This is a genomic window from Streptomyces sp. NPDC048565, from assembly GCF_040650935.1.
Taxonomy (GTDB): Bacteria; Actinomycetota; Actinomycetes; order Streptomycetales; family Streptomycetaceae; genus Streptomyces.
Genome location: NZ_JBEZIH010000020.1, coordinates 18,379 through 30,837 on the forward strand (window position 1 = coordinate 18,379; position 12,459 = coordinate 30,837).

Below are 12,459 nucleotides of genomic sequence, written 5' to 3' on the forward strand. Positions count from 1 at the left end.
CGTTGCGGCTGGAGTTAACCCCGCCGGAACAGAGGCGTCAATACTTCACACCAACATTGGTCCGTACCCATTTTCGCAGCAGGTCCGAAGCAGATCCGCCGCGCCTTTTGTTCACCTCTTGAAGGCACGAAACCCTTGACGCGGGCACGTAAGGGCAGTTTCACTTACGCCGACGGGGCTTCCGCCGTCCTACATCCGCGTCGGCCCCGCCGGCCCCCGTGCCGGAGCCTTCGGCCCGAAGGCGCGGCCCCGGCAGGGTCCCGTGTCAGTCCGTCGGCTCGACGCCCGCCCGGAGCAGCCCGTAGGTGTACGCGTCCTCAAGTGCCTGCCAGGACGCGGCGATGACGTTCTCGGCCACGCCGACCGTCGCCCAGTCCCCTGATCCGTCACCCGTGGTGACCAGGACCCTGGTGGTGGACTCGGTGCCGGTGCGGCCTTCCAGGATGCGCACCTTGTAGTCGATCAGCTCCAGCTTGGCGAGCTGCGGGTAGATCCGCTCCAGGCCGACGCGCAGCGCCCGGTCCAGGGCGTTGACCGGGCCGTTGCCTTCGGCGGTGGCGACGATGCGCTCGCCCTTGGCCCAGAGCTTCACGGTCGCCTCGTTGGCGTGGGTGCCGTCGGGGCGGTCCTCGACGATGGCCCGCCAGGACTCGACGCGGAAGTAGCGCCTGGGCCTGCCGTCGACCTCGGCGCGCAGCAGCAGTTCGAAGGAGGCGTCGGCGGCCTCGTAGGTGTAGCCCCTGAGCTCGCGCTCCTTGACCCGCTCCACGACCCGCTGGACGAGTGCGCGGTCGCCTCCCAGGTCGATGCCGAGCTCCTTGCCCTTGAGCTCGATGGAGGCGCGGCCCGCCATGTCGGACACCAGCATCCGCATGGTGTTGCCGACGCGTTCGGGGTCGATGTGCTGGTAGAGGTCCGGGTCGACCTTGATCGCGGAGGCGTGCAGCCCGGCCTTGTGCGCGAAGGCGGAGACCCCGACGTACGGCTGGTGGGTGGAGGGCGTGAGGTTGACGACCTCGGCGATGGCGTGGGAGATACGGGTCATCTCGGCGAGCGCGCCCTCGTGCAGGACGGTCTTGCCGTACTTGAGCTCCAGCGCGGCGACGACGGGGAAGAGGTTGGCGTTGCCGACCCGCTCGCCGTAGCCGTTGGCGGTGCACTGCACATGCGTGGCGCCCGCGTCCACGGCGGCCAGGGTGTTGGCCACGGCGCAGCCGGTGTCGTCCTGGGCGTGGATGCCGAGCCGCGCACCGGTGTCGGCGAGGACGGTGGAGACGACGGCCTGGACCTGGGCGGGGAGCATCCCGCCGTTGGTGTCGCAGAGGATGACGACATCGGCGCCCGCCTCGTGGGCGGTGCGTACGACCGCCTTGGCGTACTCGTGGTTGGCGCGGTAGCCGTCGAAGAAGTGCTCGCAGTCGACGAAGACCCGGCGGCCCTGCTCGCGGAGGTGGGTGACGGTGTCGCGGACCATCTCCAGGTTCTCGTCCAGGGTGGTGCGCAGGGCGAGTTCGACGTGGCGGTCGTGGGACTTGGCGACCAGCGTGATCACCGGGGCGCCCGAGTCCAGGAGCGCCTGGACCTGCGGGTCGTCGGCGGCCCTGCCGCCGGCCCTGCGGGTGGCGCCGAACGCGACGAGCTGGGCGTGCTCGAAGTCGATCTCCTGCTGGGCGCGGGCGAAGAACTCGGTGTCGCGGGGGTTGGCGCCGGGCCAGCCGCCCTCGATGAAGCCCACCCCGAAGTCGTCCAGATGCCGGGCAATGGTCAGCTTGTCCGCGACCGTCAGGTTGATGCCTTCACGCTGCGCGCCGTCGCGCAGGGTGGTGTCGAAGACATGGAAGATGTCGTCGGGGACCGTGGCCTCTGTGGTCATGCTGATCTGACTCCTGTCGGGTGAGCGGATCCGGACGAATCGGCTCCACTTGCCCCCATCCTCTCGCGTGCCTCGTCCCGGCCGTGGTGTGGGCCGGAAAACGAAAAAACCCCTCGCGGGTGCGAGAGGTCTGCGCGCGGGTCTGGGGCACGATGCCCGTTCCGTACGTGGTGATACGGGACGGTCACTGCGGACCGGCGCGCCTGCTGCCGATAATCATGGCGAACGAGGACACCCCCGCAGTCTGGCACAGCGGGGCTCCGGGGTCCCTGGGTGTCTCAGGATGCGGGCGTGACGTCCGTCGCACGGGACCCGCGACCCACACCACGGCCCACGACCGGCGAAGGCCGCGCCCGGGTGGGGCGCGGCCTTCGCCGGACTGCCGGCGGAGCGTACGGCCGGTGAACGTATCGGCCGGTGAGCGTGTGGCCTGCGGAACGTGCGGCCGGTGACCTTACGGCAGGCGGAACGTGCGGCCGTGATCAACCGAGCTCGTGCATCCAGCCGTGGGTGTCCTTCGCGACGCCGCGCTGGATGTCCAGCAGGCGCTCGCGCAGCTTGAGGGTGACCTCGCCAGGGGTGCCGTCGCCCTGGGTCCACTCGCCGTCCGCGGACTTCACGGTGCCGACGGGCGTGATGACGGCGGCGGTGCCACAGGCGAAGACCTCGGTGAGGGTGCCGTTCTCGGTGTCCCCGCGCCACTGGTCGATGGAGACCCGGCCCTCCTCGGAGGTGTAGCCGAGGTCACGGGCCACGGTGAGCAGGGAGTCACGGGTGACGCCGGCGAGCAGCGAGCCGCTGAGGGTCGGGGTGACGATCCGCTTGCCGCCGTCCTCCTGCCCGTACACGAAGTAGAGGTTCATGCCGCCGAGCTCCTCGACCCACTTGTGCTCGACGGCGTCGAGGTAGGCGACCTGGTCGCAGCCCTGCTCGGCCGCCTCCGCCTGGGCGAGGAGGGAGGCCGCGTAGTTGCCGCCGGTCTTGGCGTCGCCGACACCACCGGGGACGGCGCGCACCCGGTCCTGGGACAGCCAGATCGAGACCGGCCGCACACCGCCGGGGAAGTAGGCGCCGGCGGGCGACGCGATGACGATGAAGAGGTACTCGTTGGCCGGCCGGACACCGAGGCCCACCTCTGCGGCGATCATGAACGGGCGCAGGTAGAGGGACTCCTCGCCGCCGTGCGGCGGAACCCAGGCCTGGTCCTGCTGGACCAGCACGTCACAGGCCTCGATGAAGGTCTCGATGGGCAGCTCCGGCATCGCGAGCCGGGCGGCGGACCGCTGGAAGCGGGCGGCGTTGGCCTCGGGGCGGAAGGTGGCCACCGTGCCGTCGGGCTGCCGGTAGGCCTTGAGCCCCTCGAAGATCTCCTGCGCGTAGTGCAGCGTCATGTTGGCCGGGTCGAGCGACAGCGGGCCGTACGGCACGAGCTGCGCGTCGTGCCATCCGCGGCCCTCGGTCCAGCTGATCGTCACCATGTGGTCGGTGAAGTGCCGGCCGAATCCGGGGTTGGCCATCGCGGCCTCGCGCTCCGCGTCGGACAGCGGGTGCGAGGAGGGCTTGAGCTCGATCGTGGGCGTCGTCATGAGTGCGTGTCCTTCACGGTCTTGTCGTCTGATGGACCGCGCTCACGCCCGCTCCGCACGGCGGTCGCCGTGCGGGTAGTAGGACGTCCGAGCTCTACCGCGAGCCGCGGCCCCGCGTTCGATTATCTCCCGGGGGCGGCTCTGCACGAAATGATGCGATTGCGGTGACGTTCACGGTGACGCTGTGCGCGACGCGAAAACGCGGTCCGAGGTCGATGGTGGCACCCGGAGACCGCAAGGTGAAGCCGCCGGGTGCGGTTGCGACCCGGCGGCTTCGAAGTGGAGACGTCGGGTCAGCTCGCTACGCGTACCGCGAGCGCGTCGCCGATCTCGTCGGTGGTGCGTGCGTGCTTTCCGTCACGCTCCGCGAGGTCGGCGGAGACGGCATCCTCGATGCGCACGGCCTCGGCCTCGTAGCCGAGGTGGCGCAGCAGGAGGGCGACGGAGAGGATCGTGGCCGTCGGGTCGGCCTTGCCCTGGCCCGCGATGTCGGGCGCGGTGCCGTGCACCGGCTCGAACATGGACGGGAAGGCGCCCGTCGGGTTGATGTTGCCGGACGCGGCCAGGCCGATGCCGCCGGTCACGGCTGCGGCCAGGTCGGTGAGGATGTCACCGAAGAGGTTGTCGGTGACGATGACGTCGAAGCGCTCCGGCTGTGTGACGAAGAAGATCGTCGCGGCGTCGACGTGCAGGTAGTCGGTGCTGACCTCGGGGAACTCGGCCGCGACCTTGTCGAAGGTGTTCTTCCACAGGTGGCCGGCGTGCACGAGGACGTTGTTCTTGTGGACCAGCGTCAGCTTCTTGCGCGGGCGGGCGGCGGCACGCGCGAAGGCGTCACGCACGACGCGCTCGACGCCGTAGGCGGTGTTGACGCTGACCTCGGTGGCGACCTCGTGCTCCGTGCCCGTGCGCAGCGAACCGCCGTTGCCCGTGTACGGGCCCTCGGTGCCCTCGCGGACGACGACGAAGTCGATCTCGGGGCGGCCGGCCAGCGGGGTCGCGGTGTTCGGGAAGAGCTTCGACGGCCGCAGGTTGATGAAGTGGTCGAAGGCGAAGCGCAGCTTCAGCAGCAGCCCGCGCTCCAGCACACCCGACGGCACGGACGGGTCGCCGATGGCGCCGAGCAGGATGGCGTCGTGGCCCTTGAGGGCTTCGAGCTCCGCGTCGGGAAGGGTCTCACCGGTGCGGTGCCATCGCTGGGCGCCCAGGTCGTACTTCCTGGTCTCCAGCTTCACATCCTGCGGGAGAACAGCGTTGAGAACCTTGAGGCCCTGGGTGACGACCTCCTGGCCGATACCGTCGCCGGGGATCACTGCGAGATCGATGCTGCGAGACATGGCGGCACTCTAGCCCTCCGTCCCACCCCATGACACGCGGCGTCCACGATGCGGACGGTCGCGGACTCGCGGGGGTGGGCGCCGGGAGGCGGGGGTGCGGGGCCTCAGTGGCCCGTCGAGCCGCCGTTGTCCCGGCGGTCGAGGGCGCGCTGCAGGGCTGCGGCGGCGTTCTTGCGCTCCGACTCGGCGGAGTGCGAGGTGTGTCGGACACGGCGGCGGGCGGTGGTCTCGGCCATGAGGGATCGACTCCTTGAGATCGCGTGGATTTCGAGGCGCCTACGGGGGCGGGGAGCGGATGCCGCAGGGGTTACCTGCTCGGGGGCACGCTCACACACGCCGGTCGCCGGATCAGCGATTCGTTCGGCTTCTACAAAGTTAGGACAGCTCGGGCCTTCTGTCTCTACAGATACTCGGACTTCCTACTATCTGAGACGGCGACGCGAGCGGAGTGTGCATCGGGGCCCGGGTCGCGGCCTCAGAGACGCACGGTGAGCTGTGCCTCGACATGCGCGCGCAGGACGCCCGCCATGTCCGTGGCGCCGTCGCCGAGCAGCCACTGCACCTGGAGCCCGTCCATCAGGGCGATCAGCTGCCGGCCCGCGTCACCCGGATCGATGCCGGCGCGCAGCGCGCCCTCGACGCGGGCCTCTTCGTAGGCGAGCACGGCGCCCGCGACGGAGTTCTCGTAGCGGCGTACGAAGTATCCGTGGGCGGGGTGGTCGGCGGCCGTGGCCTCGGCGGAGACCACCGAGAACAGCTCGACGATCCCGCGCCGTGCGGCGTTCAGCGCGGCCAGCTCGACGAACCTCCGCAGCAGTTCCACGCCGGCGGGGCCGCCGAGCGAGAGCCAGGCGTCGTCCACGTCGTCGCGGTGCTCCAGCACGGCGAGCAGCAGCGCCTCCTTGGTCGGGAAGTGGTGCAGCAGGCCGGTGTGCGAGATGCCGCTGCGGGTGGCGATGACCCGCAGCGACGCGCCCCGGTAACCGGCCTCGCCGAACAGGGACATGGCCTGTTCGAGGATCTCGTGCCGCTTCGCACGGCCCTTCGCGTAGCCGCGCCGCGTCTCGGCCGTCACTCGTCACTCCCCGGGTCCGCGGGCTTCGGCCGGCCCGGCATCTCGGTGCGTGCAGTTCCCATTCATGCCTCCGGAGGAGCCGATCACCGGAGATTCGGCCCAAAGATACCTACCAGGTGGTCGGGATTGACTCTATGGTGAAGGGGAACCGTGTCGCGAAAGGACCCCCCGTGGCCCCCTCCCTGCCCTATCTCGACCCCGCGCTCCCCGTCGCCGAGCGGGTCGACGACCTTGTCGGCCGTATGACCCTGGCCGAGAAGACCGGTCAGATGCTCCAGCTGAACGCCAAGGACGGGGTGCGGTCCCTCATCGAGGACCTGCACGCGGGTTCGATCCTCCACGCCTCGCCCGAGCGCGTCCTCGAAGCGGCGGCGCTGACCGAGCGGACGCGGCTGCGCATCCCGCTGCTGGTCGCGGAGGACTGCATCCACGGCCACTCCTTCTGGGAGGGGGCCACGATCTATCCCACGCAGCTGGGCCTGGCGGCGACCTGGGACCCGGATCTCCTGGAGCGCGTCGCCCGGGCCACCGCCGTCGAGGTCGCGGCGACCGGCGTCCACTGGACGTTCTCGCCGGTGCTCTGCATCACCAGGGACCTGCGGTGGGGCCGGGTCAGCGAGACCTTCGGCGAGGACCCCTTCCTGATCGGCGAGCTGGCCTCGGCGATGGTCCGCGGCTATCAGGGCGAGGGGCTGTCCGATCCGACGGCGATCCTGGCGTGCGCCAAGCACTTCGCGGGCTACTCCGAGACGCAGGGCGGCCGGGACGCGAGCGAGGCGGACATCTCCAGGCGCAAGCTGCGCTCCTGGTTCCTGCCCCCGTTCGAGCGGGTCGCCCGCGAGGGCTGCCGTACGTTCATGCTCGGCTACCAGTCCATGGACGGCGTGCCGATCACGGTCAACGGCTGGCTGCTCAACGAGGTGCTGCGCGGCGAGTGGGGGTACACGGGCACTCTGGTGACCGACTGGGACAACGTCGGCCGCATGGTCTGGGAGCAGAAGATCTACGCCGACCACACCCAGGCCGCGGCGGCGGCGGTCCGGGCGGGCAACGACATGGTGATGACCACCCGCCAGTTCTTCGAGGGAGCGCAGAGCGCGGTCGCCCAGGGCACGCTGGACGAGTCGGAGATCGACGCGGCGGTACGCCGTGTGCTGACCCTGAAGTTCGAGCTCGGCCTGTTCGAGAACCCCCGCCATCCCGACGCCGCCCGGCAGGCCGCGGTCATCGGCAGCTCCGCGCACGCCGTGCTGAATCTGGAGTCCGCCCGGCGCTCACTGGTCCTGCTCAGCAATGACGGCACCCTGCCGCTGGCCGGCGGGCTGGTGCCGGGCGAGGACGGCCGCGCCGTCGCCCCCGCGGGTGCAACTCCCCTCAAGGTCGCGGTCGTCGGGCCCAACGCCGACGACGCGCAGACACAGCTGGGCGACTGGGCGGGTTCGTCCGGCCAGACGGACTGGCTGCCGGACGGGCAACCGCGCGCCATGATCCGTACCGTGCTCGACGGCTTCCGCGAGCACGCCCCGGCCGACTGGGACATCAGCTACGCGCGGGGCGCCGAGATCCTCGCCGTGGGCCCTGACCCGGAGGGCGCGTTCTTCCCCGACGGGCAGCCCCGCCCCGAGGTCGTCGTACCGGCCGAGCCCTCCGAGGCCCTGATCGCCGAGGCCGTCGCCGCCGCCGAGGCCGCGGACCACGTCGTCGCCGTGGTGGGCGACCGTATCGAGCTGGTCGGTGAGGGACGCTCGACCGCGACCCTGGAGCTCTTCGGCGACCAGGTCGCGCTGCTCGACGCGCTGGCCGCGACCGGCAAGCCGCTCGTCGTCGTGGTCATCAGCTCGAAGCCGCTGGTGCTGCCGCCGTCCGCACTCGGCGCCGCTGCGGTCCTGCACGCCTTCAACCCGGGCATGGAGGGCGGCCGGGCGGTGGCCGAGGTCCTGATGGGCCTCGTCGAGCCGTCGGGGCGGCTGCCCGTCTCCTTCGCCCGGCACGCGGGTCAGCAGCCGACGTACTACAACCAGATCCGCGGCCAGCACGGCTCCCGGTACGCCGACCTCACCCAGCGTCCCGCCTTCGTGTTCGGCGAGGGCCTGAGCTACACCACCGTCGCCTACTCCGGTCTCGAGGTCCTCACGGCGAGCGTCGGGGAGAGCGACACGCTGCGGGCGCGCGTCACCGTGCACAACACCGGTGAGCGGCCGGCCCTGGAGACCGTGCAGGTGTACATCAGCGACACCGTGACGTCAGTGACCTGGGCCGAGAAGGAGCTCAAGGCCTACCGGCAGGTGGCACTCGCCCCGGGTGAGTCTCGCGAGGTGCCGCTGGAGCTGCCGGTCTCCGAGTGCACCCTCGTGGACGCGGCCGGCCGGCGGGTCGTCGAGCCCGGCGCCTTCGAGCTGCTCGTCGGCCCGTCCTCGTCGGACGACGCCCTCCTGCGGGTCGGCTTCACCGTGAAGGGCTGAGGCAGACCTCCTGCCGGCGGACATGGAAACCGCCTCCCGGCCGGCGGGGGGAGCCGGTCGGGAGGCGGAGTGCGGGGGCGGGGCGCCCGTGGCGGGCGCCCCTGGGGCGGAGGGGCAGGTGGCCGCTCAGCCCTGGTGGGGGCTCTCAGCCCTGGTGGGGGCTCTCAGCCCTGGTGGGGGCTCTCAGCCCTGGTGGGGGTAGGTGTAGTCGGTCGGCGGGACCAGCGTCTCCTTGATGGCGCGGGTCAGCGTCCAGCGCTGCAGGTTCTGCGGGGCGCCCGCCTTGTCGTTGGTGCCGGAGCCACGGCCGCCGCCGAAGGGCTGCTGGCCGACGACAGCACCGGTCGACTTGTCGTTGATGTAGAAGTTGCCCGCGGCGTAGCGGAGCTTGTCCATCGTGTACGCGGCGGCCGCACGGTCGTTGGAGATGACCGCGCCGGTCAGCGCGTAGTCGGACACCGACTCCATCTGCTCCAGCATCGCGTCGTACTTCTCGTCCTCGTAGACGTGCACGGCGAGGATCGGGCCGAAGTACTCGGTGGTGAAGACCTCGTTGGCCGGGTCGTCGCACGCGATGACGGTCGGGCGGACGAAGTAGCCGACGGAGTCGTCGTACGTGCCGCCTGCGATGACCGTGCACGTCGGGTCGGCGGCGGCACGGTCGATCGCGGCCTTGTTCTTCGCGAAGGACCGCTCGTCGATGACGGCGCCCATGAAGTGCGACAGGTCGGTGACGTCGCCCATGGTGATGGAGTCGACCTCGGCCGCGAACTCCTCCTTGAAGCCGGAGTTCCAGATGGAGGCCGGGACGTACGCACGGGAGGAGGCCGAGCACTTCTGGCCCTGGTACTCGAAGGAGCCACGGGTCAGCGCGGTCTTCAGGACGGCGCGGTCGGCGCTCGGGTGGGCGACGACGAAGTCCTTGCCACCGGTCTCGCCGACGAGCCGCGGGTAGGTGCGGTAGTTGGCGATGTTGTTGCCGACCGTCTTCCACAGGTGCTGGAAGGTGGGGGTCGAGCCGGTGAAGTGGACACCGGCCAGGTCGCGGTGGTTCAGCGCGACCTCGGAGACGGCGATGCCGTCACCGGTGACCAGGTTGATGACGCCCTTGGGCAGCCCGGCCTCCTCCAGGAGCTGCATCAGCAGCACGGCGGCGTGGGTCTGCGTCGGGGACGGCTTCCACACCACGACGTTGCCCATGAGGGCGGGCGCGGTGGGCAGGTTGCCCGCGATGGCCGAGAAGTTGAACGGCGTGATCGCGTAGACGAAGCCTTCGAGCGGGCGGTGGTCCATGCGGTTCCACACGCCGGGCGAGTTCGCCGGCGGCTGCTCGGCGAGGATCTGGCGCGCGTAGTGCACGTTGAAGCGCCAGAAGTCGATGAGCTCGCAGGGACAGTCGATCTCGGCCTGCTGCGCGGTCTTGCCCTGGCCGAGCATCGTGGAGGCGGCCAGCGTCTCGCGCCAGGGGCCCGACAGCAGCTCGGCTGCGCGCAGGATGATGGCGGCGCGGTCGTCGAAGGACATCGCGCGCCAGGCCGGAGCGGCGGCGAGGGCCGCGTCGACGGCGTCCTGGGCGTCCTGCTCGGTGGCACCGGCGAAGGTGCCGATGACGGCCTGGTGGTTGTGCGGCTGCACGACGTCGACACGCTCGCCGCCGCCCATGCGCTTCTCGCCGCCGATGGTCATCGGCAGGTCGACGGGGTTCTGGCTGAGCTCCTTGAGCTTCGCCTCCAGGCGGGCTCGCTCGGGGGTGCCGGGGGCGTAGGAGTGGACCGGCTCGTTGACCGGCGCGGGGACCTGGGTGACAGCGTCCATGAGTGCCTTGTCTCCTTGATCGAGGTGGGTGGTCGGCCGGGCGGGTCAGCCCTTGGTGGCGACTGAGCGGGCGAAGAAGAGGAGGTTGGCCGGCTTCTCCGCGAGGCGGCGCATGAAATATCCGTACCAGTCGGTGCCGTACGCCGTGTAGACGCGCATCCGGTGGCCCTCGGCCGCGAGCCGGACGTGCTCCTCGCTGCGGATGCCGTACAGCATCTGGAACTCGTACTCGTCCAGTTTGCGCCCGGCCTGGCGTGCGAGCTCCTGGCCTATGGCGATGAGACGGGGATCGTGGGAGCCGATCATCGGGTAGCCCTCGCCCAGCATCAGCGTCCTCAGGATGCGGACGTACGCCTTGTCGATCTCCGGCTTGCTCTGGTACGCGACGGAGGCGGGCTCCTTGTAGGCGCCCTTCACCAGGCGGACCCGGCTGCCGGCGGCGGCGAGGCGGCGGGCGTCGGCCTCGGTGCGGAACAGATAGGACTGGATCACGCAGCCGGTCTGCGGGAAGTCCTTCCGCAGCTCCTCGTGGATGGCGAACATCGAGTCGAGGGTGGTGTGGTCCTCGGCATCCAGGGTGACCGTCGTGCCGATCGCGGCGGCGGCCTCGACGACGGAGCGGACGTTGGCCAGGGCCAGGTCGTGGCCGTTGTCGAGCGACTGTCCGAACATCGAGAGCTTGACGGACATCTCGGCCTGTGTGCCGAGTCCGAGCTCCTTCAGCCGGCCGATGAGCTCCAGATAGGCGTCACGCGCGGCGGCGGCCTGCTCGGGGGTGGTGATGTCCTCACCCACGACGTCCAGGGTGACCTCCAGGCCCTTGGCGGCCGCGTCCCGGATGACGGGGACGACCTGGTCGACGCCCTCCCCCGCGATGAAGCGGTCGACGACCTGCTTGGTGCCGGGCGCCGCGGAGACGAAGCGACGCATCTTGTCGCTGCGTGACGCGGCGAGAATCACGGGACCCAGCACGGGGCACCTCCACGGAGTACGAACGGGGCCGGACCGGTACGCATATGAACAGACCGGGACGGCACGGAGAACCACTGTGAAATCTAGGGACCCCCGCACCCCCCTGCCATCGACAGCTGTCACGCATCCGTGCACTGGATCTCAGACATATGTCTGAAGGAGTGCGAGAATGGCTGGGTGAAGGGCGATTACCAGGAGCTGGTCGACGAGATCTCCGCGCTGCTCAACGCCCCCGCGACCCTGGAGAACCGCGATTTCGGCCTGGTCGCCTTCGGAGCGCACGACAGCGACGACGACACGGCCATGGACCCCGTGCGTACGCGTTCGATCCTCACCCGGCGCTCCACCCCCGCGGTGCGCGCCTGGTTCGAGGGCTTCGGCATCACCCGGGCGACGGGCCCGGTCCGTATCCCGGCCGCCCCGGAGGCCGGGGTGTTCCGGGACCGCGTCTGCCTCCCGGTACGCCATCGGGGTGTCGTCCTGGGCTACGTATGGCTGCTGGACGCGGACCCGGGGCCGACCGACGGGCAGCTGACCGCGGCGATGGACGTGGCCGCCAGGATCGGGGCCCTGCTCGCCGACGAGCAGCGGGCGGGCGCCGACCTGTCCCGGGAGTTCGGCGCGGTGCTCGTCGCGGGGCGCGGCTGGCAGCGCGACATGGCGGTGGCCGCGCTGCACGACGCCCTGGGGGCCGACGCGGACGGGCTGCACACGGTGGTGTGCGTGACCCCGTGGCCCGGCGAGACCCCTTCCGTGCGTACGGTGCCGTCGGCGGCGGCACTCGCCACGGCGCCCGTGGCCGGCGGCCAGGCGCTGGCGGGCCTGATCCGGCTGCGCTCCCCCGAGGCGCTCGACCCGGCGACGACGGCGGCCGAGCGGCTGCGCTCCACCGCCGGCCCCGCAGCGACCGGTGGCGTCGCGGCCGCCCGCCGAGGTCTGGCGGAGCTGGCCGACTCCTGGCACGAGGCCCTGTCGGCCGCCCGCGCGGCCTCGGCGGAGTCCCGCTTCGGCCCGGTCGCCGACTGGTCGGCCATCGGCCCGTACCGGCTGCTGGCCGCCCTCCCCCGCGCGGCGGACACCACGCAGGACCCGGTCGTCCGGCCCCTGCTGACTCCGCCCCACGCGGAACTGGCCCGCACCGCCGAGGTGTTCCTCGACCGTGCGGGCCAGGCGAGCCGTACGGCCGCCGAGCTGGGTATCCACCGCCAGACGCTCTACTACCGGCTCGCCCGGATCCAGCAGCTCACCGGACTCGACCTGAACGACGGCGAGGACCGGCTGCTGCTGCACATGGCGCTGAAGCAGGCCCGGCTGTGAGCACGACACCGTCTGCGCCCGT

General features: G+C 71.0%; 9 protein-coding genes. 2 read left to right on the top strand and 7 right to left on the bottom strand.

Going from position 1 to position 12,459, the window contains the following annotated elements; translation table 11 throughout:
* Positions 1 to 265: 265 nt before the first annotated feature.
* The 5 genes from cimA to AB0C75_RS23350 form a co-directional block, all read right to left on the bottom strand.
* Positions 266 to 1,873, bottom strand: coding sequence for a citramalate synthase (cimA, locus tag AB0C75_RS23330; RefSeq protein WP_362893615.1), 1,608 nt, complete (start codon positions 1,871 to 1,873; stop codon positions 266 to 268).
* Positions 1,874 to 2,355: 482 nt separating this feature from the next.
* On the bottom strand, positions 2,356 to 3,459 hold the full coding sequence (locus tag AB0C75_RS23335) for a branched-chain amino acid aminotransferase (protein ID WP_362893616.1): 1,104 nt from the start codon (positions 3,457 to 3,459) through the stop codon (positions 2,356 to 2,358).
* A gap of 293 nt (positions 3,460 to 3,752) precedes the next feature.
* Positions 3,753 to 4,796 carry a 3-isopropylmalate dehydrogenase gene (locus AB0C75_RS23340; RefSeq protein WP_362893617.1) on the bottom strand — a complete coding sequence of 348 codons (1,044 nt, stop codon included), beginning with the start codon at positions 4,794 to 4,796 and terminating at the stop codon, positions 3,753 to 3,755.
* A 104-nt stretch (positions 4,797 to 4,900) separates the two neighbouring features.
* A complete protein-coding gene (locus AB0C75_RS23345; RefSeq protein ID WP_362893618.1) occupies positions 4,901 to 5,032 on the bottom strand; it encodes a hypothetical protein in 132 nt (43 codons plus the stop codon).
* A 239-nt stretch (positions 5,033 to 5,271) separates the two neighbouring features.
* Complete coding sequence (locus AB0C75_RS23350) at positions 5,272 to 5,871, bottom strand: TetR family transcriptional regulator (protein WP_362893619.1); 600 nt, start codon at positions 5,869 to 5,871, stop codon at positions 5,272 to 5,274.
* Between the two features lie 170 nt (positions 5,872 to 6,041).
* Here AB0C75_RS23350 and AB0C75_RS23355 point away from each other — a divergent pair, with 170 nt between their 5' ends.
* Positions 6,042 to 8,333: a glycoside hydrolase family 3 N-terminal domain-containing protein gene (locus AB0C75_RS23355; RefSeq protein ID WP_362893620.1), complete on the top strand. Its 2,292-nt coding sequence runs from the start codon at positions 6,042 to 6,044 to the stop codon at positions 8,331 to 8,333.
* Between the two features lie 183 nt (positions 8,334 to 8,516).
* On the opposite strand, the gene pruA is transcribed toward AB0C75_RS23355, so the two are convergent.
* Complete coding sequence (pruA, locus tag AB0C75_RS23360; protein WP_362893621.1) at positions 8,517 to 10,148, bottom strand: L-glutamate gamma-semialdehyde dehydrogenase; 1,632 nt, start codon at positions 10,146 to 10,148, stop codon at positions 8,517 to 8,519.
* 45 nt (positions 10,149 to 10,193) lie between these two features.
* Positions 10,194 to 11,120 carry a proline dehydrogenase family protein gene (locus tag AB0C75_RS23365; protein WP_362893622.1) on the bottom strand — a complete coding sequence of 309 codons (927 nt, stop codon included), beginning with the start codon at positions 11,118 to 11,120 and terminating at the stop codon, positions 10,194 to 10,196.
* A gap of 177 nt (positions 11,121 to 11,297) precedes the next feature.
* Here AB0C75_RS23365 and AB0C75_RS23370 point away from each other — a divergent pair, with 177 nt between their 5' ends.
* Complete coding sequence (locus tag AB0C75_RS23370; protein WP_362893623.1) at positions 11,298 to 12,437, top strand: helix-turn-helix domain-containing protein; 1,140 nt, start codon at positions 11,298 to 11,300, stop codon at positions 12,435 to 12,437.
* Positions 12,438 to 12,459 lie beyond the last annotated feature (22 nt).